At 66.4% G+C, this 18,401-nt stretch carries 18 protein-coding genes; 9 read left to right on the plus strand and 9 right to left on the minus strand.

Annotated features, from left to right (window positions below; genetic code table 11):
• Positions 1–14 precede the first annotated feature (14 nt).
• Positions 15–1,085 carry an FUSC family protein gene (locus AC1VVG_RS23270; protein ID WP_124609035.1) on the minus strand — a complete coding sequence of 357 codons (1,071 nt, stop codon included), beginning with the start codon at positions 1,083–1,085 and terminating at the stop codon, positions 15–17.
• Between the two features lie 129 nt (positions 1,086–1,214).
• On the minus strand, positions 1,215–2,747 hold the full coding sequence (locus AC1VVG_RS23275) for a sensor domain-containing diguanylate cyclase (protein ID WP_059558532.1): 1,533 nt from the start codon (positions 2,745–2,747) through the stop codon (positions 1,215–1,217).
• Between the two features lie 587 nt (positions 2,748–3,334).
• Here AC1VVG_RS23275 and AC1VVG_RS23280 point away from each other — a divergent pair.
• From AC1VVG_RS23280 to AC1VVG_RS23295, 4 genes are all read left to right on the plus strand, one after another.
• Positions 3,335–4,870: an amino acid permease gene (locus AC1VVG_RS23280; protein WP_034185959.1), complete on the plus strand. Its 1,536-nt coding sequence runs from the start codon at positions 3,335–3,337 to the stop codon at positions 4,868–4,870.
• A gap of 263 nt (positions 4,871–5,133) precedes the next feature.
• Positions 5,134–5,379 (plus strand): DUF3717 domain-containing protein, encoded by a 246-nt coding sequence (locus AC1VVG_RS23285; protein WP_031399027.1) that lies wholly within the window; start codon positions 5,134–5,136, stop codon positions 5,377–5,379.
• 171 nt (positions 5,380–5,550) lie between these two features.
• On the plus strand, positions 5,551–6,468 hold the full coding sequence (locus AC1VVG_RS23290; protein ID WP_021157347.1) for a LysR family transcriptional regulator: 918 nt from the start codon (positions 5,551–5,553) through the stop codon (positions 6,466–6,468).
• A 109-nt stretch (positions 6,469–6,577) separates the two neighbouring features.
• A complete protein-coding gene (locus tag AC1VVG_RS23295) occupies positions 6,578–7,375 on the plus strand; it encodes an alpha/beta fold hydrolase (protein WP_482836393.1) in 798 nt (265 codons plus the stop codon).
• A gap of 37 nt (positions 7,376–7,412) precedes the next feature.
• Here the strand turns inward: AC1VVG_RS23295 and AC1VVG_RS23300 are convergent, their stop codons facing one another.
• Positions 7,413–7,766 (minus strand): hypothetical protein, encoded by a 354-nt coding sequence (locus AC1VVG_RS23300; protein WP_034185614.1) that lies wholly within the window; start codon positions 7,764–7,766, stop codon positions 7,413–7,415.
• A 192-nt stretch (positions 7,767–7,958) separates the two neighbouring features.
• Positions 7,959–8,579 carry a TetR/AcrR family transcriptional regulator gene (locus tag AC1VVG_RS23305; RefSeq protein ID WP_482836395.1) on the minus strand — a complete coding sequence of 207 codons (621 nt, stop codon included), beginning with the start codon at positions 8,577–8,579 and terminating at the stop codon, positions 7,959–7,961.
• A gap of 93 nt (positions 8,580–8,672) precedes the next feature.
• Between AC1VVG_RS23305 and AC1VVG_RS23310 the strand changes: the two genes are divergently transcribed.
• Positions 8,673–9,914, plus strand: a complete 1,242-nt coding sequence (locus AC1VVG_RS23310) for a glycosyltransferase (RefSeq protein ID WP_482837205.1) — start codon at positions 8,673–8,675, stop codon at positions 9,912–9,914.
• A gap of 15 nt (positions 9,915–9,929) precedes the next feature.
• Here AC1VVG_RS23310 and hutC read toward each other — a convergent pair whose 3' ends face one another.
• The 3 genes from hutC to AC1VVG_RS23325 form a co-directional block, all read right to left on the minus strand.
• Entirely contained in the window at positions 9,930–10,625 is a 696-nt protein-coding gene (gene hutC, locus AC1VVG_RS23315) for a histidine utilization repressor (RefSeq protein ID WP_034185960.1), read from the minus strand.
• 182 nt (positions 10,626–10,807) lie between these two features.
• Positions 10,808–11,935, minus strand: a complete 1,128-nt coding sequence (locus AC1VVG_RS23320) for a porin (RefSeq protein WP_034185617.1) — start codon at positions 11,933–11,935, stop codon at positions 10,808–10,810.
• A 132-nt stretch (positions 11,936–12,067) separates the two neighbouring features.
• Entirely contained in the window at positions 12,068–12,382 is a 315-nt protein-coding gene (locus AC1VVG_RS23325; protein ID WP_482836396.1) for a hypothetical protein, read from the minus strand.
• 549 nt (positions 12,383–12,931) lie between these two features.
• Here AC1VVG_RS23325 and AC1VVG_RS23330 point away from each other — a divergent pair.
• The 4 genes from AC1VVG_RS23330 to AC1VVG_RS23345 all read left to right on the plus strand — a co-directional run bounded on the left by AC1VVG_RS23330 (position 12,932) and on the right by AC1VVG_RS23345 (position 16,079).
• Entirely contained in the window at positions 12,932–13,705 is a 774-nt protein-coding gene (locus AC1VVG_RS23330) for an ABC transporter substrate-binding protein (RefSeq protein WP_034185618.1), read from the plus strand.
• A 173-nt stretch (positions 13,706–13,878) separates the two neighbouring features.
• The gene (locus tag AC1VVG_RS23335; protein WP_034185619.1) at positions 13,879–14,568 is read left to right on the plus strand and encodes an ABC transporter permease; all 690 of its coding nucleotides are present in this window, start codon (positions 13,879–13,881) and stop codon (positions 14,566–14,568) included.
• Positions 14,565–15,278 (plus strand): ABC transporter permease, encoded by a 714-nt coding sequence (locus AC1VVG_RS23340; RefSeq protein WP_034185620.1) that lies wholly within the window; start codon positions 14,565–14,567, stop codon positions 15,276–15,278. Before AC1VVG_RS23335 ends, AC1VVG_RS23340 begins: the two co-directional genes overlap by 4 nt.
• A gap of 33 nt (positions 15,279–15,311) precedes the next feature.
• Positions 15,312–16,079: an ABC transporter ATP-binding protein gene (locus tag AC1VVG_RS23345; protein ID WP_034185621.1), complete on the plus strand. Its 768-nt coding sequence runs from the start codon at positions 15,312–15,314 to the stop codon at positions 16,077–16,079.
• Positions 16,080–16,124: 45 nt separating this feature from the next.
• Here the strand turns inward: AC1VVG_RS23345 and AC1VVG_RS23350 are convergent, their stop codons facing one another.
• Both AC1VVG_RS23350 and AC1VVG_RS23355 read right to left on the minus strand, forming a co-directional pair.
• Positions 16,125–17,345 carry a M24 family metallopeptidase gene (locus tag AC1VVG_RS23350; RefSeq protein ID WP_208456738.1) on the minus strand — a complete coding sequence of 407 codons (1,221 nt, stop codon included), beginning with the start codon at positions 17,343–17,345 and terminating at the stop codon, positions 16,125–16,127.
• 81 nt (positions 17,346–17,426) lie between these two features.
• Positions 17,427–18,215 carry a HalD/BesD family halogenase gene (locus AC1VVG_RS23355; RefSeq protein ID WP_206141133.1) on the minus strand — a complete coding sequence of 263 codons (789 nt, stop codon included), beginning with the start codon at positions 18,213–18,215 and terminating at the stop codon, positions 17,427–17,429.
• Positions 18,216–18,401 lie beyond the last annotated feature (186 nt).

The raw sequence follows: 18,401 nt of genomic DNA on the forward strand, positions 1-18,401 counted from the left end.
ATCCGCCGGGAACCTCAGATATTCCACGACTGCGCGGTATCCAGCAGCTTCTCGCGCAACTGGTCGACTTCGCCGGCCAGCTTGGCCGTGATCGACACATAGCCGGACAGCTGCGGCGGCGGCACGTCGTGCGGCGGGTCGGCCGGCCGGCGGCGCGGCGCAAGCCGGCTCGGCGTGCCGAACTTGAGCGCGCGGCTGGCGCCGACCAGCGTGTCGCGGATGCGCCGGTTCACGGCCTTCATCTCGGCGCGCATGTATTCGCGGGCCGCCACGTCGTCGCGGGCCGGCACCGCGCTCGACAGGATCTCCAGGTAGCCGATGCACAGGCGCAGGCTGCGCTGGATCGCCTCGAGCTGCGCCATCGACGTCTCGCATTCCTTCGACACCGACGGCATCAGCGAACGCAGCTGCACGAGCAGCGCGCTCAGCGCGGCCATTTCCTTCAGGTGCGCGTCGTCGCTGACCGGGCGGTCGCCCGCGAGCCGGGCATGCACGGCCGCGCACGCGCGCAGCGCGTCGGCGAGCTTGTAGCGCCACGAATAGGTGGCGTAGAGCGGCAGCGCGAACGAGAACGCCAGCGCGATCGCGATGCCGGTCAGCACGTTCACCGCGCGCCACAGGCCGTCGACGATCTCGTTGTCGCCGTGCCCGGCGACGATCACCATCGTGATCGCCGACAGCAGCGCGATGTAGCCGGCCTTGCCGATCGCGTGATACGCGCAGATGCCGCATGCGACGGCCATCAGCAGGTAGATCGCGACGGGCGCATGCAAGACGGAATACAGCACGATCAGCCCGAGCCCCGCGAGCGCGCCGATCGACGTGCCGAGCGCGCGCTCGGCCGCTTTCTTGCGGATGTTGCCGTGATGCTGCAGCCCGCCGACGACGATCAGCACGGTGATCGTCGACCACTCGCCGTGCGGCACGTTCAGGCCGGTGGACAGCGCGATCGACACGAGAATCGCGAGCGCGACGCGCGCCGCATGGATCAGCTTCGCGTGCCGGTAGCGGCGATACGGGTCGAGCAGCGGGCGGAGCGCATTGCGCAGCAGGGGCGGCAGTCGGGTAGGGAGCGGGGTGGTCATGACGAAACGGAGGTGGCCGGAACGCGCACGGCGGCGTGCGCGGGCAGGCGCGACGCCGCTGGCGCAGCAGACGTCACGCTAACCGAACGCGCGCGGGCTGTCCACGGCGCGGCCGGGCGGCACGCGACGTCACGCGTCGGCCGGAGTCGGCAGCGCTTCCAGCACGCGGTTGCGGCCGCCGGACTTCGCGCGGTACAGCGCTTCGTCGGCGCGACGCAGCAGCGTCGCGGCGTTCATCCGGCCGTCGGCGGTGGTCGCGGTGCCGATGCTGGCCGTGACGCGCCCGTACGGGCTCTTCACGTGTTCGATGCCGAGCTCCGCGATCGCGTACCGGATGGCTTCGGCGACGGTGGCCGCGCCTTGCGCGTCGGTGTCGGGCAGCGTGACGACGAATTCCTCGCCGCCGTAGCGCGCGACATGGTCGCTGTTGCGGCGCAGGCAGCCCGACGCGGATTGCGCGACGCGGCGCAGCACGTCGTCGCCGGCCGGGTGGCCGTAGTAGTCGTTGAATGCCTTGAAGTGATCGACGTCGACGAACAGCACGGACAGCGGCCGGCCGTTGCGTGCCGCGCGCTGCGCTTCTTTCGCGAGCACCGTGTCGAACGTGCCGCGGTTGTCGAGGCCCGTCAGCGAATCGGTGTGCGCGAGCCGGTACAGCTTCGATTCGGCGACCTGCCGGCGCTTCAGTTCGCGCGACAGCGCGAGCGATCCCCACGCGATGAATCCGGTGAACAGGCACATCAGCACGACGGTCCAGACCGCGCGGTAGTGCCACGACGCGTAGATGTCGAGCTCGGCCGGTGCGACGTCGACGATCAGCGGCAGGCCGGCGAGATGCTTGTAGACGTAGATGCGCCGGACGCCGTCGATCGCGCCGATGCCGGTCAGCTCGCCGATGCGGCTGCGCTGCGACTCGATGAACAGCGGCGAGTCGTGCAAGTCGAGGCCGACCACGCGGGTGTCGTACGGCAGGCGCGATACGAGCGTGCCGTTGTCCTCGACGATCGCCGCGCTGCCGTGCCGGCCGACCGCGAGGCCGTCGAGCAGCGCGCGGAAGTAGTCGATGCTGAGCGTGCCGACGACGATGCCGCCGAAACTGCCGTCGGGCAGGGTGATCCGGCGGCTGAGCGCGATCGTCAGTGCGCCGCCGCGCAGCCGGGAAGCGTACGGGCGGCTGATGTAGAGGCCGCGGGCGAGGCCGTCGCGATGCACGGCGAAATAGTCGCGGTCGGCGAAATTGCCTTGCCGGGCAGGCGACGCACTCGAATCGATCATGATATTGCCGTGCGGATCCATCACGAAAATCGAGCCGAGATACTCGCCGGTTGCCGCGCGGTCGAACAGCAGCCGGTGGCGCTGGCGCGGCGGCAATGTCATCAGCTCGGGATCGGTGACGCCGTCGACGACGTTTTGCAGCGACAAATCGTAGAGTTCGATATTGCGCGCGATATCGCGCTCGATCAGCAGCATCAGGTTGCGCGCATTTTCGACCGCATGGTCATACGCGTCGCGCCTTGCCTCGATTAATAGCGACGTGGAAAGTCCCCAACTGAACATCAGCAGCAAGATGCCCGCAACGAGCACGCCGCGGGGCGACAGAACGCGTGCCACGATCGACGCGGTGTGGCGGCGCAGCGTGGCGGGCAGCGGGAGTGACTTCATCCTCGGGCGTGGCGGGCGGCGGATATTCGCGTGACTGGCGGTTCCGCGCGCGGATTATTTCGAATTAATCCGCATTATCTCGCGAAATCATGATTTTCGCGTGCGCATGCAAAACATGCATGCGGAAACGGCAATTCGAAACCGTTACGCGCCATTACCGCATCGCGCGCGCGCAGGTTGATTTGAATCAATTATCAGACCAGGTCATTTTGTCTGATTAATGGAGTGAAGAAGTGTCGATTTTGCGCGTCGGCGCGGTATTTGGCGGATCGCGACAGGATTGGCTGCTTTCGGGCCGGAATGAAAAACCGGATAACCACGAGTAACGCGTGGGTTTTTGGGGCGGCATGCGGTTGCGACCGCGCCGACGCAGCCAACGCCCCGACGGCGCGACATCTCCCCGCGCTGGCATGCGTGCCGGGCCGACCGGTCCCGTTGGCGAATCAGGTAGAATCCGCGCTTCGCCGCAGGCGCCCGCCGCGCAACGCGTATCGGGGCCGCATCGAATGCATCGCCGGACGCGCACCGCGCTCCGGTTCCGCATGCGCCGGCTACGGATGCCGGCCCGCTCAACGTTCGTCTCGTTTATGTCCGCAATTCCGAATTCCGACCCACCCGGTTCGTCCGCGAACCCACCCAAGCTTCATCGCGCGCTGAAGGCGCGCCACCTGACGATGATCGCCATCGGCGGCTCGATCGGCACGGGCCTGTTCGTCGCGTCCGGCGCGTCGATCTCGCAGGCCGGCCCCGGCGGCGCGATGGTCGCGTACATGCTGATCGGCCTGATGGTGTACTTCCTGATGACGAGCCTCGGCGAGATGGCCGCGTTCATGCCGGTGTCGGGTTCGTTCGCGACCTACGGCGCGAAATACGTGGACGAAGGCTTCGGCTTCGCGCTCGGCTGGAACTACTGGTACAACTGGGCCGTGACGATCGCGGTCGAACTCGTCGCCGCGCAGCTCGTGATGCACTACTGGTTTCCGGACGTGCCGGGCGTGTGGTGGAGCGCGGCCTTCCTCGGCGTGATGTTCCTGCTCAACGCGCTCACCGTGCGCGGTTTCGGCGAAGCCGAATACTGGTTCGCGCTGATCAAGGTCGTCACCGTGGTCGCGTTCATCGGCGTCGGGCTGCTGATGATCTTCGGCATTCTGAAGGGCGCGCCGGGCAACGGCTGGGGCAACCTGACGATCGGCGACGCGCCGTTCGCGGGCGGGCTGCCGGCGTTGATGGGCGTCGCGATGATCGCGGGCTTCTCGTTCCAGGGCACCGAGCTGATCGGCGTCGCGGCCGGCGAATCGGAGAACCCGCGCACGACGATCCCGCGCGCGGTGCGCCAGGTGTTCTGGCGGATCCTGCTGTTCTACGTGTTCGCGATCTTCGTGATCGGCGTGCTGATTCCCTACACCGACCCGAACCTGCTGAAGACGGACGTGACCGACATCGGCGTGAGCCCGTTTACGCTCGTGTTCCGCCACGCGGGCCTCGCGTTCGCGGCCGGCGTGATGAACGCGGTGATCCTGACGGCCGTGCTGTCGGCCGGCAACTCGGGCATGTACGCGTCGACGCGCATGCTCTACACCCTCGCGACCGAAGGCCGCGCGCCGAGGATCTTCGCGAAGCTGTCGCGGGGCGGCGTGCCGCGCAACGCGCTGTATGCGACGACCGCCGTCGGCGCGCTGTGTTTCTTCACGTCGCTGTACGGCGACAAGACCGTGTACCTGTGGCTGCTGAACACGTCGGGGATGACGGGCTTCATCGCGTGGCTCGGCATCGCGGTCAGCCATTACCGCTTCCGCAAGGGCTACGTGAAGCAGGGTTATGTGCTCGACCAGCTGCCGTACCAGTCGAAGTGGTTCCCGTTCGGCCCGCTGTTCGCGTTCGTGCTGTGCCTCGTGATCGCGCTCGGCCAGGATTACCAGGCGTTCCTCGCGAACCGGATCGACTGGGCCGGCGTCGCCGCGACCTACGTCGGCATTCCGCTGTTCCTCATCGTGTGGCTCGGCTACCGGTTCCTGAAGAAGAGCCGCTTCGTGCGCTACGAAGACATGGAGATCGCGCCGTGGATCGCCGCGAACCGCGGCGCGCAGCGCCAGCCGGTGGCGAACCGCGAAACCGCGGGCTGACGCGGGCGCGGCAGGCGGCCGCGCGACGGACGATGAAACGGGAAGCCGCGCGCTTCCCGTTTTTTTTGCCCGGCTTTCGCCTGCACGGGGTCAAAGCCGGTTATATTGCCCGACCCTACCGGGCCACGGCCCGGCCGGCGCGACACGCGCGGCGCGGATCGGCATCCGGCGTGCGCGGCGCGCGGCGGCCGGCGAGATGCCCGGCGTTTTCATCGTTCCATCCGGGCCGCCTGGCCCGCGGAGCGCGCAACCCAGAGGAATCCATGAGCGCATCACCCGCCGAGCGGAAGGCCGGACCCGTTTCCATCGTGCGAATCGAAGCCGCGATCAACGCGTGGCGCGAAGTGTACCCGCCGGCGCCGGACGGCGAGGACGGCTACGCGCTGGACGCCGGCAGCAACTGCCTCGCCGAGCTGTACGGCACGATGATCTGCTATCGGTTGCCGGACGTGCCGCTCGACACGCTGAGCGACGCGCAGCGCGACGCGCTCTACGCGACCGAGGTGTGATGCGCGGTCGCGACGTCATCGCGATGCCACCGCGATGAAACGACGGGAAGCCCGCGGGCTTCCCGTTTTGCTTTGCGCGGTGCGGCGCGTGGCGGCGGGCGCCGCCTGCGGTATCGTGACGACATCGTCCGGCCGGGGTGTGCGCCGGATGGCTGTCCGGGAGACATCAACATGGAGTTGAGACATCTCCGCTACTTCGTCGCGGTGGCCGAAGAGCGGAATTTCACGCGGGCGGCGGAACGGCTGCACATCGCGCAGCCGCCGCTGAGCCGGCAGATCCAGCAGCTCGAGGAGGCGCTCGGCGTGCCGCTGTTCGAGCGCAACGCGCGGCCGCTGAAGCTGACCGACGCGGGGCGCTTCTTCTATTCGCACGCGGTGCAGTTGCTCGCGCAGACGACCGAGCTCGAATCGATGACGAAGCGGGTCGGCAAGATCGAGCGCAGCATGTCGGTCGGCTTCGTCGGCTCGACGTTGTACGGGATGCTGCCGAAGATCATCCGGCGCTTTCGCAGCGAGTATCCGGCGGTCGAGCTGAGCCTGCACGAGATGTCGACGATGGACCAGATCAAGGCGCTGAAGGAAGGGCGCATCGACGTCGGGTTCGGCCGCATCCGCCACGAGGATCCGAGCGTGCGGCGCGTCGTGCTGCGCGAGGAGCGGATGATCGTCGCGCTGCCGGTCGGCCATGTGCTCGACAGCGCGAAACCCGTGCTGTCGCTGCACGATCTCGTGAACGACACGCTGATCATCTTCCCGAAGGCGCCGCGCCCGAGTTATGCGGACCAGGTGCTCGCGGCCTTCCACGATCGCGCCTTGCAGCCGCGCAAGATCTACGAGACGCGCGAGCTGCAGATCGCGCTCGGCCTCGTCGCGATGGGCGAGGGCGTGTCGGTCGTGCCGCACAGCGTGTACGGGCTGAAGCGCGACGACATCAGCTACAAGCCGCTCGACGATCCGAACCTCGTGTCGCCGATCATCATGAGCATGCGGATGCTCGACGAATCGGAGGACATCCGCGCGATGCAGGCGCTGATCTACCGGCTGTACGACGAAGCGCAGATGGAGTACCTGCCGCCGCAGCCCGAATGAGCGCGCGGGCGGTAGGGGCTTGCTTGACGCGGTGCGCGCCGGCAGGCCACCATGACCCGATTCGATGCGGCCGCCGGTGTGCGGCCGCTTTCACGCAGACGACCGACCCATGACCGATATCGTGACCGAGGAGACGACCGTCGGGACGCCGCAAGGGCGTCTCTTCGCGAAACGCTGGCGTGCGCGTGCGGCGCACGACGCGTTCGCGCCGATCGTGCTGCTGCACGATTCGCTCGGCTGCGTCGATCTGTGGCGCGATTTCCCCGCACAGCTCGCCCGCGCGACGCAACGCGACGTGATCGCCTACGACCGCCTCGGGTTCGGCCGCTCGGATCGCCGTCCGGGGGCGCTCGGCACGACGTTCGTGCGCGACGAGGCCGACCATGCGTTCCCAGCGGTGCTCGCGCAACTGGGTGTCGATGCGTTCGTCGCGTTCGGGCACAGCGTCGGCGGCGGGATGGCGGTGGGCTGTGCGGCCGCGCATCCGGAGCGTTGCCGTGCGCTCGTGACGGTCGCCGCACAGGCGTTCGTCGAGGATCGCACGCTCGCCGGCATTCGCGAGGCGGCGCGGCAGTTCGACGAACCGGGGCAACTCGACCGGCTCGCGCGCTATCACGGCGACAAGGCCGAATGGGTGCTGCGCGCGTGGGTCGACATGTGGCTGTCGCCGGCGTTTCGCGACTGGCGTCTCGACGACGAACTGCCGCGCGTGCGATGCGCGACGCTCGCGATTCACGGCGAGGACGACGAATACGGCTCCGACGTGCATCCGAAGCGGATCGCCGCGCGCGTCGCGGGGCCGTCGTCGTTCCTGTTGCTCGCTCGATGCGGGCACATGCCGCACCGCGAGCGGCCGGACGACGTGCTGGCCGCCGTCGCGACGCTGCTGCGCGACGCGGGCGCCTGAGCACGCCCGCCCCCGGCGGGCGGGTGCCCGCCGGACGTCAGAACGACAACTGGATCGCGAGATCGATCGCGAGCAGCGCGATCGAGCAGCCGATCCCGAGGATCACGTTCGGCAGCCGGTGCTCGAAGTCGCGATTGTCGCGGCGCATCGCGGCGCCGAGCAGGAAGATCGCCTCGACGGCGATCTGCAGCCCGACGAACAGCAGCATCAGCAGGTACTCGTAGCCCATTTGCTTGAACGCGGCGAAGTGCATCCCGTGATCGCGAATCCACTGGCCGACGCGCAGCAGTTCGTACGCGAACAGCAACGCAGGGAACAGGTAACTGATGAAGTAGGTCGGCGCGGTGGCGTGCCGTAGTTCGAGGTGGAAGTGCTGATGCGTGGTAGCCATCACAACCCTCCTTGCAACGCATGATTGCGGTCGCGACGGCGGCGCGAGTCCAGGCAGACTACGGGATTGCCCTATGCACAGTGCGCTGCCGTACGACATCAGCATACTGCCGCGCGGGAAATTTGGCATGCGGTGCGTGTGTTCGCCGCAAAAAGGTGTGTACATCGCACGACGCGGGTCGGCCGCGGCCCGTCAGCGTTTTGCTTCCGCTCCTTCGATGAACAGCTTCGCGACCGACTGAAACTCCCGTTTCAGCGACAACCCCCGCACGGTCAGCCAGCGCAGCATCGCCGCGAGATACAGGTGATGGAACCACGTCGCGAGCTGATCGGCCCGCAGCGTGCCGTTCAGTTCGCCGGCCTGCTGCGCGGCGACGATCAGCTGCTGCCACACCCGCGCGATGTCGCTGCCATTTTGTCCCGCGCTTTCCGGTTCGGCCGCCCCGATGCTCAGGAGCCGGTGCCGCAGATACGCGAGCAGGTACGCGGGATGCCGCTCGCACCACGCGGCCGATGCGTCGAGCACGCAACCGATGCGCGACGCGAAGGTCCTGCGCCGCGCGACGTCGCGCTGAAGAGGCGCGAGATCGCGCGCGAGTTCGCCTTCGAGCCAGTGCGCGAGCACGGCTTCCTTCGTCGGAAAGTGGTTGTACAGCGTGCGCTTCGCGACATCGGCCTCGGCGGCGATCTGCTCCATCGTGACAGCCTCGTAGCCGTGCGCGTCGAACAGGCGCGCGGCGGTGGCGGCGAGATGCGCGAGCATCTGGATGCGCTTGCGTGCGCGGCGGCCCGGATCGTCGGTCTGAATCGGCATGGCGGGGGATTGGCTGAAAATGCACGAATTACATTAGTATACGACGTGCATTTTTGTGAATCCACCCCGTTTTCGCCGTGCAAGGAGTCGTGCATGAAGCTCGTCATCGCCACCTATGGCACCGAAGGCGATACGCGCCCGCTCGCGGCGCTTGGTCGCGCGCTGATGGACGCCGGCCACGACGTCCGGTTGCTCGCGGACGCCGCGACACTCGGGGCGGCCGCGGCGCTCGGCGTGCCGTCGGCGCCGTTGTCCGGCGAGATCCGCCGCGCGATCGCGCCGCAAGGCGCGCTGGCCGACGCGGTGCGCGGGCGCGGCGGCTTCCACGACACGTCGAAGGCGCTCGCGGCAATCGCGAATGCGAATACGGCCGCGTGGATGCGCGAAGTCGCGGATGCATCGGACGGCTGCGACGCGCTCCTCGTGTCGGGACTTGCGTCGTTCGTCGGGCTGTCGGTCGCCGAATATCGCCGCGTGCCGGCGATCGGCACCGGCATGATCCCGATCACGCCGACCGCCGGATTCGCGTCGCCGTTCCTGCCGCCGGGGAAGGTGCCGGGCTGGCTGAATCGTGCGAGCCATCGGTTCGTGAATGCGCTGTTGTGGCAGGCGTTCCGGAACTCGACGAACGCGGCACGCGCCGGCGTGTGCGGGTTGCCGCCGCGCAAGCATGTGTGGACCGATCATCCGATGCTGTATGGCGTGTCGCCGGCGCTGCTGTCAGGCCCGGCCGACTGGCCGCCGAATGTGCGGGCATGCGGGCAATGGCGGGTCGACGGGCGTGCATGGGCGCCGCCGTGCGATCTGTCGGCGTTTCTCGAATCGGGCGATCCGCCCGTGTACATCGGCTTCGGCAGCATGGCCGGCTTCGACCGGGCCGCCATGGCCGACGCGCTGACCCGTGCGCTCGCGGGCCGGCGCGCGCTGTTCTATCCGGGCTGGAGCGGCATCGAGGCGTCGATGCTGCCGGCACACGTTCGCGTGATCGGCGACACGCCGCACGACTTGCTGTTTCCGCGCGTATCGATGGCGATTCATCATGGCGGGTCGGGCACCACGCATTCGGCCGCACGGGCCGGCATTCCGTCGGTCGTCGTGCCGTTTGCGGGCGATCAGTTCTTCTGGGCGAACCGGTTGCAGCGGCTCGGCGTGGCCGATGCGCCCGTGGCGGGACGGCGCGTGGATGCCGCCGCGCTGGCGCGGGCCATTGCGTTCGCCGAACGGAGCGAGACGCAGGCGCGCGCGACGGAGCTTGGCACGCGCATCGCGCAAGAGGACGGTCTGGCGCTGGCCGTCAGCACGATCGAACGATGGGCGCGTGCCGGTGCGCGGTGAACCCGCGCACCGGCATCAGAAATGCCCGGTGAACCGGTAACGGCTGCCCGGGTGCCACAGATTGGCGACCGACGCGACCAATCCCTGCGACCACGTGCGCCGATGCAGCATCAGGCATGGTTCGCGGTCGTCCATCGTCAGGTGGCGGCGCGTTTCGGCGTCGGGCATCGCGGCCTCGATCCGGTACTCGACGCGCTGCAGCGGCGCGACGCGCGTCAGGTACTGGTTCGGCGTCGTCGTCGTGAAGTCCTGCAGCGCGTATTCCGGCGCGCAGGCCGGATTGACCCAGCGTTCCTCGAGCTGCACGGGCGTGTCGTTCTCGAAATGCAGCACGCGCGAATGAAAGATCGGGCGGCCGGTATCGAGCTGCAGTTCGTCGGCGAGCTTCGCGTCGGCGACGGCCGCGCCGACCTGCAGCACCTGCGCGCGATAACCGTGGCCGCGCGCGGCGACTTCGTCCGAGATGCTGCGGATCGCGACGAGCGTCGATTCGTATTTCGGTGACGCGACATACGTGCCGGAGCCGCGCGTGCGCGTGAGCACCTGCTCGGCCGTCAGCTCGCGCAGCGCGCGGTTGACGGTCATCCGCGCGACGTTGAATTCGCGCGCAAGCTCGTTCTCCGACGGCACCTGGTCGCCTTCCGCCCATTCGCCGGCATGGATGCGCGCGAGGATGAAGTCCTTGATTTCCTGATAGATCGGTGTGGTCATGGGATCACGATTCCAGAGTCGGCAGCGGCCCGCCGCCGAATGCCGATCCGGCGCGCGCCCGGCGCCGAGTGTACCGGTTTCGCGGACGCGCCGGCCCGGATGCCCCGAATGATCCCTGTTCGGCCGGCGCGCGTCCATGCGGGATTGCACAGAGCGGCCGGCCCGCGACAGCCGGCGCGCGGTCAGAACCGATGCCGGATGCCGACCGTCGCGACGACCTGCGTATTCGTCGACGAAGCCGCGAGCCCCGTCACGTTCGCGAACCCGAGCGTCGCGCCCGACGGCACGCCGAACTGGTGCTGGTACACGGTTTCCGCATACACGTCGGTGCGTTTGCTCAGCGCGTAATCGGCCATCAGCGTCACCTGCTGCCATTTCGGCTGGTGGCTGCCGGCCGCGTCGTCGTAGCGGCCGTCGGTGAACGTATAGGCGCCCGCGAGCGAGACGGCCGGCGTCAGCGCATAACGCGCGTTGACCTCGTAGTTGTCGAACCGCAGCGCATTCAGTGCACCGGGCAGCGACGACGCGGCCGTTTCGTCGAACATCGAATGCGTCCACAGCGCGCCGACCGTCAGCCGGTCGAACGCGTAGCTGCCGCCGGCGCCCATCACGCGCTGGCGCACGGCCGGGAAGTTCGCGCCGTCGTTGGTCGACAGCGCGCCGCTTGCCGTCAGCCCGCCGCGATCGAGCTGCAGGTAAGCGGCGCCGAGGCTGACCGGCCCGTTCGCATACGACACGCCCGCGCTGTACGCGCGGTTGTTCGCGAAGCCGCCGGCCGCGTTGCTGAACCCGTACAGGCCGCCGAACTGCCAGCCCGCGAGCGTCGGGCTCGTGTATTTCACCGCGTTGTCGATGTAGAACGAATCGTCGATGTTGTCGTTGTCGAACGGGTGCGACGCGAGGTTGTTGCCGTCGCCGTTGTTGGCCATCGCGAGCGGGCCGAGATAGTCGACCACGGCGTCGTACTGGCGGCCGAGCGTCAGCGCGCCGTATCGGTCGCTCTGCAGGCCGACGTACGCGCGGCGCCCGAACATCGTGTTCTTGTAGGACTGCGTGCCGTTGTTCAGGTTGAAGCCGTTCTCGAGGCGGAACAGCGCATGCAGGCCGCCGCCGAGATCCTCGTTGCCGCTCAGGCCGAAGACCGTGTTCGACAGCAGGCCGCTGCCTTGCTGCCACGCGCTTTTGCCCGACTGGTTGTTCGTATAGGCGATACCGGCATCCAGCATCCCGTAGAGCGTGACGCTGCCTTGCGCATGCGCGGCGGCGCCGAAGAACGCGAGGGAGAGGGTGCCGACGACTGCTTTTTTCATTGCGTGTGCTTCCTGGAAAGGCCCGTCGAGACGGGAACGACGATTCGCCGCGCGGGTCCGTGCGGATCCGCGCGTTCGAATCGATGAAAGGGGGAGCGCGTGACGCGAGTCACGCGCGGCGGCGAACGCCGGTTAGTGCTGTAACAGGCGGATCGTGCCGAACTCGGCGGCCGGCAGTTCGCGCAGGATCGACAGGATGGCCGGCGACGCCTGCGATCGCGCGACTTCGAACTCGATGCACGCGCGCCCGGTGCGGCGGTCGATCACGGCCGTATAGAAATTGAGCGCGGCGCCGACGGCCCGATGCAGCCGGCGCCGCACGGCCGCGAGGTTGTCCGATTCGACGCGGATCGACAGCAGCACGAGGTCGTCGTCGGGACCCGTGCGCCGCGAACGCACGGGCAGCAGATCGTGTGAAGCGGCGGATTCGGTTCTGGTCGGTTTCATGCATGCATCCCCGGGTCGCCTCGTGCCGTGCAGCGTGGCGATCTCGTCTTTGACATGACGCCCATTCTAGGAATCGCGGTGACGATACGGTGTATAGACTCGCGCCGGGCCTGAAAAGAACGCATAAAAACGGCATTGGTCGGCCCCGGATCGATCCCCGCGATGCGTCGACGCGCCCCGCCCTCGGCCGTGGCACCCGTTGACGGAGCTGCTGTCCGGTTACCGGCTGGTCGGGTTGGGAAGCGGACGGCATGCGGCACGAGGTCTAGACAGGTTTCGCGCGGCTCCAGGCTGGAGCAGTCTGCCGCGAGAAAGCCTTCATTCAACATCGTGTAATCGTTAATTAATTGAAAGTTAAGGAAAATTACGGACCACGACCATAATCAGCCGACAATTAGAGATAAACACGGATTGCTGGCACCTTCCCGAAAAAGGCAAAGTTGTATGTACAACTTGGAGCGCCGCCGGAAGGGGCATATCCGGGTTGGAAGGGTTCGCGGCGGGCAGTCCGGCCGGAACCCGGCCCAGTTCGCCTTTGACAGGAACACGATGAAGAAACTCGCGCTCAGTATTGCCCTTGCCTGCATCGCGGTCGGTGCTCACGCCAAGGATTGGTCGACGATCCGGTTCGGCGTCGACGCCAGCTACCCGCCGTTCGAATCGAAGGATGCAAGCGGCAAGGTCGTCGGCTTCGACGTCGATCTCGGCAACGAGATCTGCGCCCGCCTGAAGGCGAAATGCGTATGGATCGAGAACGACTTCGACGGGATGATCCCGGCGCTGAAGGCGAAGAAGTTCGACGGCGTGCTGTCGTCGATGTCGATGACGCCGGCGCGCGCCGAGCAGATCGCGTTCTCCGACAAGCTGTTCAACACGCCGACGCGTCTCGTCGCGAGGAAGGGCGCGAATCTGCAGCCGACGGCCGAATCGCTGAAGGGCAAGTCGGTCGGCGTCGAGCAGGGCACGATCCAGGAAACCTATGCGAAGGCCTACTGGGCACCGAAGGGCGTGCAGGTCGTGCCGTACCAGAACCAGGACGGCGTGTACCAGGACCTGATGTCGGGCCGTCTCGACGCGGCGCTGCAGGACGCGGTGCAGGCGGACATCGGCTTCCTGAAGACGCCGCGCGGCGCGAACTTCGCATTCGCCGGCAAGGACATCGACGATCCGAAGACGCTCGGCAACGGCGCCGGCATCGGCCTGCGCAAGGACGACGCCGACCTGAAGGCGAAGATCGACCATGCGATCGCCGACATCATCAAGGACGGCACGTACAGGAAGCTCGAGAAGAAGTACTTCGCGTTCGACGTCTACGGCGGCTGAACGTCCATGCGGCGCGCATCGGTTGTGGCGCGCCGCGTTAGTGACCGGGTGCAACCCGCTTCACGCGATGCGTCCGACTTGATGAGCAGCGTGCATCAGGTTGTGCGCAGATATCGTTTGATGCACGGCTAATGGCTATTGACAATCCAGCCACCTCGCTCTGGACCCCACATATGATCTTCCAAGGATTTGGCCCGCTGCTGTGGGCCGGCACGGTCGAGACCGTGAAGCTCGCGGTGCTGTCGCTCGCCGCGTCGCTCGTGCTGGGCCTCATCGGCGCGAGCGCGAAACTGTCGACGAACCGCATGCTCAAGTCGATCGGCACCTTCTACACGACGCTGATCCGCGCGGTGCCGGACCTCGTGCTGATGCTGCTGCTGTTCTACGGGATCCAGATCCTGCTGAACAACTTCACCGACATGCTTGGCTGGGACCAGATCGACATCGACCCGTTCGTGGCGGGCGTCATCACGCTCGGCTTCATCTACGGCGCGTACTTCACCGAGACGTTTCGCGGCGCGTTCCTCGCGGTGCCGCGCGGCCAGCTCGAAGCCGGCTTCGCGTACGGGATGAGCGGCTGGCGCGTGTTCCATCGCATCCTGTTTCCGCAAATGATGCGCTTCGCGCTGCCCGGCATCGGCAACAACTGGCAGGTGCTCGTCAAGGCGACCGCGCTCGTGTCGATCATCGGCCTGGCCGACGTCGTGAAGGCGTCGCAGGACGCGGGCAAGAGCACGCTCGATTTCTTCTTCTTCACGCTGGCTGCGGGCGCGATCTACCTCGCGATCACGACGGTGTCGAACGTCGTGCTGCATCACCTCGAGAAGCGTTATTCCGTCGGTGTCCGGAGGCTCGCACTGTGATCGAACTCGTCAGCCAGTACTGGCAAAGCTATCTCTATTCCGACGGCTACCGCTTCAGCGGCCTCGCGATCACGCTGTGGCTGCTGGTCGTGTCGATCGCGCTCGGTTTCGCGCTCGCCGTGCCGCTCGCGATCGCGCGTGCGTCGTCGAACCGCTGGATCTCGGGCCCCGTCTGGCTCTACACGTACGTGTTCCGCGGCACGCCGCTCTACGTGCAGTTGCTGATGTGCTACACGGGCATCTACAGCCTGCAGGTCGTGCACGACCACGTGCTGCTCGACACGTTCTTCCGCAACGCGATGAACTGCACGCTGCTCGCGTTCGTGCTGAACGAATGCGCGTATGCGACGGAGATCTTCGCGGGCGCGATCAAGGCGACCTCGGCCGGCGAGATCGAGGCCGGGATGGCCTACGGGATGTCGCGCTTCAAGCTGTATACGCGCATCATCCTGCCGTCCGCGCTGCGCCGCTCGCTGCCGAGCTACAGCAACGAAGTGATCCTGATGCTGCACGCGACGACACTCGCGTTCACCGCCACCGTGCCCGACATCCTGAAGGTCACGCGCGACGTCAATTCGGCGACTTACATGTCGTTCCAGGCCTACGGCATCGCTGCCGTGCTGTACGCCGCCGTCGTGTTCACGCTCATCTGGGCGTTCCGCAAGCTCGAGACGCGCTGGCTCGCGTACCTCGCGCCGCGCAGCCATTAACGCATCCGCACGATTCGCAACGAAGGACCCAGCATGTACAAGCTTACCGTTGACAACCTGCACAAGAAATTCGGCGACAACGAGGTGTTGAAGGGCGTGTCGATGAAGGCGAAGGCCGGCGACGTGATCAGCATCATCGGTTCGAGCGGCTCCGGCAAGAGCACGTTCCTGCGCTGCATCAACTTCCTCGAGCAGCCGTGCTCGGGGCAGATCACGATCGGCAGCGAGCCGATCCAGACCACCCGCGACCGCAACGGCGCGCTGCGCGTGGCCGACCAGAAGCAGCTGCAACGGATGCGCACGAAGCTGTCGATGGTGTTCCAGCACTTCAACCTGTGGGCGCACATGACGGTGCTCGAGAACGTGATCGAGGCGCCGATGGCCGTGCTCGGGATCGGCAAGGACGAAGCGATCGCACGCGCGCGCACGTATCTGGAGAAGGTCGGGCTCGCGCCGCGCGTCGAGGGCATGTATCCGTCGCACCTGTCGGGCGGCCAGCAGCAGCGCGTCGCGATCGCGCGTGCGCTCGCGATGGAGCCGGAGGTGATGCTGTTCGACGAACCGACGTCGGCGCTCGATCCCGAACTGGTGGGCGAAGTGCTGAAGGTGATGCAGAAGCTCGCCGAGGAAGGCCGCACGATGGTCGTCGTCACGCACGAGATGGGCTTCGCGCGCAACGTGTCGAATCACGTGATCTTCCTGCATCAGGGGAAGATCGAGGAGGAAGGCGATCCGCAGGAGATTCTCGTGAATCCGAAGAGCGAGCGGCTCGGGCAGTTTCTGTCGGGGCGCTTGAAGTAGGAGACGGCTTCATAAAGGCCCCGTGGGATCGGTCTCGCGCGGCGTTCAGGCGAGCAGGCGGCGCTCGAACGGGTAGTCGGACAGCAGTTCGAGCTGGCCGTCGTCGCGGACGTAGACCTGTTCCTCGAGCTTCACGCCTTCGCCTCCGTCCTCGTGGCCGATGTAGCTCTCGATGCACAGCGTCATGCCGGGTTCGATCACGCCGTCGTAGCCCTTTGCATCGTTGTCCTCGCGATGACAGATATACGGGTATTCGCCTGTCATCCCGACGCCGTGGGCCAGCGCGAAATAGCGGCGTGCGCGATACGGCTGCGGGATCTGCCACGCCTTCGCGATGAATTCCTGGAACGTGGTGCCGGCCCTTACGTTCTCCATGTTCGTGTGGATCTGCTCATAGGCGAGGCGGTACAGCGTCTTTTGCGCGGCGGACGCGGGACCGTCGCCGCAAAGAAAAGTGCGCGAGAAATCCGCGTAGTAGCCGAAGCGGCCCACCACGTCGGTATCGAGCCCGACCAGTTCTCCCGCCTGGATCTTGCGTGGGCTGCTTTCCTGGAACCATGGATTCGTGCGCGGGCCCGAGCTTATCAAGCGGGTCTCGACATAGTCACCGTCGGTCTCGATCACATGCTGATGCAGGTACGACCACAGCTCGTTCTCGCTGATGCCGGGCACGAGGGCGGCCTCGAGCTTGCGCACACCCGCTTCCGCCGCGCGCAGTGACGCGCGGATCATCTTGATCTCGTTCGGCACCTTGATTGCACGGGCGCGTTCGAGCGGCTCCTGGGCGTCCGAAATCTCATAGCCGCGCGCTTGCAACGCAAATGCGGCCGCCGATGTCGCACTTTCGATCGCGATCCGCTTGCCGCCACCGCACGAGCGAACCAGATCGTCAATCTCGTCCGCCCAGCGCTCCGTGATCTGACGCAGCATGTCGTCACAAAAGTAGTACGAAATCGCGGTCGCGGGCCGGACTTCATCCACGGTATCGAGTCCGTCGGCCAGGAATTCGCATCCCGCGTATTCGAACAGCACGACTTTTCCCTCGGCCGGCACGAACAGATAGCGTGCGGGATTGCGCATCGAATACACCTGCATGTTGCGAGAGCCGGTGGCGTATCGCATGTGGGTAGGGTCGAACAGGATAGCGGCGGTCAGGTCGCGTTTCTTCAGTTCGCGGCGAACCGCGGCAAGCCGGTCGCGCTGGATCTGGGCGATTTCGTCGGCGGTAGGCTCGCAATCTTCCGGGCGGTGAGTCGGTCGAAGCATCGTCATGATGGCAGGGGTAACGTTATAAGTGTCAGTACAACGAAGTAATGGGATGGGTCTACCCATCGGGAAATCGCATCGTCAGTCGACCAGGTTGTCCGCGCGGACCAGTGTCTGTTCGGCTTCCAGATGCATTTCGGATACGCGGCCGTACAGCTGGCGGGTTCGCTCGAGGCGGCCGACCACCCCGGGCTTCTTCGAATAGGCGAAGATCGTAGTGTGACGATCGATGTCGCCGCGCACCTGGGTCACGCGGTGCAGCGAGAAACGGCCCTTGAACAGTTGCAGATCGCCCGGCTGCAGCGTAATCACGCTGATCGGCGTGCGCGTCTCTCCGCGCACCACCGCGCCGACCGCATCGTAGTTTTCACCCTCGGGCGACCGGATGTTCGGGCAGTACTCGAAATCGCCGCCTGCCGTGGGCTGCTGCGTCATCATCGACACGATGAATTCGTTGGTGTCGTAGTGCCACGGCTGTTCGGTGCCGGGCGGCATGACGTTCTGAACCAGTCCGGCGTACGGGTCCGCGTATTCCCAGATCTGCGTTTCGCCGAGACATGCAGCGACGAATTGCTTCATCGCACGCGCCACGTAAATTCGGTGAACGATTGCATCGGCCGGGATCACGTCGCGCGTGACGAAGCCGCTCGTGCGATCCATAAAGATGCGGCGCGGATCCGTGGCGGGCAACGACGGATCGTCGGCGGTGAAATACGCATTGACCTTGCGGCTCGAGAAATAGGTCTTTTTCGCGAAGCCGAGCCCTTCGACGCGCGCCTGTTCCAGTGCGGTGGGGCGCAGGAAGCCGCGCAACACCGCGCTGCCGCTGGCGGTCAGCTGGGCCCGGCACGTTGCGAGCAGGTCGCGCATTCCGGCGTGCCCGGGGTCATGCAACGGATAGTGGTCGGTATCGACGATGTCGCTCAGATCAGTACATTCTGCGTCGGCGAGAGGCGGGCTTGCTTGCACGGTTGGCTCCAGTTTCGAGGGGTGAGGCGTTTGTGGCCTGAATTGTTTTCGACAACAATCGGCCTATCGATGCGTCAATGATTCGAT

This window comes from Burkholderia sp. L-4 (genome assembly GCF_056856535.1).

Bases quoted from the DNA above. Each gene is read 5' to 3' on its own strand.
- AC1VVG_RS23270 (WP_124609035.1), bottom strand. From the start codon at position 1,085: ATGACCACCCCGCTCCCTACCCGACTGCCGCCCCTGCTGCGCAATGCG.
- AC1VVG_RS23275 (WP_059558532.1), bottom strand. From the start codon at position 2,747: ATGAAGTCACTCCCGCTGCCCGCCACGCTGCGCCGCCACACCGCGTCG.
- AC1VVG_RS23280 (WP_034185959.1), top strand. From the start codon at position 3,335: ATGTCCGCAATTCCGAATTCCGACCCACCCGGTTCGTCCGCGAACCCA.
- AC1VVG_RS23285 (WP_031399027.1), top strand. From the start codon at position 5,134: ATGAGCGCATCACCCGCCGAGCGGAAGGCCGGACCCGTTTCCATCGTG.
- AC1VVG_RS23290 (WP_021157347.1), top strand. From the start codon at position 5,551: ATGGAGTTGAGACATCTCCGCTACTTCGTCGCGGTGGCCGAAGAGCGG.
- AC1VVG_RS23295 (WP_482836393.1), top strand. From the start codon at position 6,578: ATGACCGATATCGTGACCGAGGAGACGACCGTCGGGACGCCGCAAGGG.
- AC1VVG_RS23300 (WP_034185614.1), bottom strand. From the start codon at position 7,766: ATGGCTACCACGCATCAGCACTTCCACCTCGAACTACGGCACGCCACC.
- AC1VVG_RS23305 (WP_482836395.1), bottom strand. From the start codon at position 8,579: ATGCCGATTCAGACCGACGATCCGGGCCGCCGCGCACGCAAGCGCATC.
- AC1VVG_RS23310 (WP_482837205.1), top strand. From the start codon at position 8,673: ATGAAGCTCGTCATCGCCACCTATGGCACCGAAGGCGATACGCGCCCG.
- hutC (WP_034185960.1), bottom strand. From the start codon at position 10,625: ATGACCACACCGATCTATCAGGAAATCAAGGACTTCATCCTCGCGCGC.
- AC1VVG_RS23320 (WP_034185617.1), bottom strand. From the start codon at position 11,935: ATGAAAAAAGCAGTCGTCGGCACCCTCTCCCTCGCGTTCTTCGGCGCC.
- AC1VVG_RS23325 (WP_482836396.1), bottom strand. From the start codon at position 12,382: ATGAAACCGACCAGAACCGAATCCGCCGCTTCACACGATCTGCTGCCC.
- AC1VVG_RS23330 (WP_034185618.1), top strand. From the start codon at position 12,932: ATGAAGAAACTCGCGCTCAGTATTGCCCTTGCCTGCATCGCGGTCGGT.
- AC1VVG_RS23335 (WP_034185619.1), top strand. From the start codon at position 13,879: ATGATCTTCCAAGGATTTGGCCCGCTGCTGTGGGCCGGCACGGTCGAG.
- AC1VVG_RS23345 (WP_034185621.1), top strand. From the start codon at position 15,312: ATGTACAAGCTTACCGTTGACAACCTGCACAAGAAATTCGGCGACAAC.
- AC1VVG_RS23350 (WP_208456738.1), bottom strand. From the start codon at position 17,345: ATGCTTCGACCGACTCACCGCCCGGAAGATTGCGAGCCTACCGCCGAC.
- AC1VVG_RS23355 (WP_206141133.1), bottom strand. From the start codon at position 18,215: ATGCGCGACCTGCTCGCAACGTGCCGGGCCCAGCTGACCGCCAGCGGC.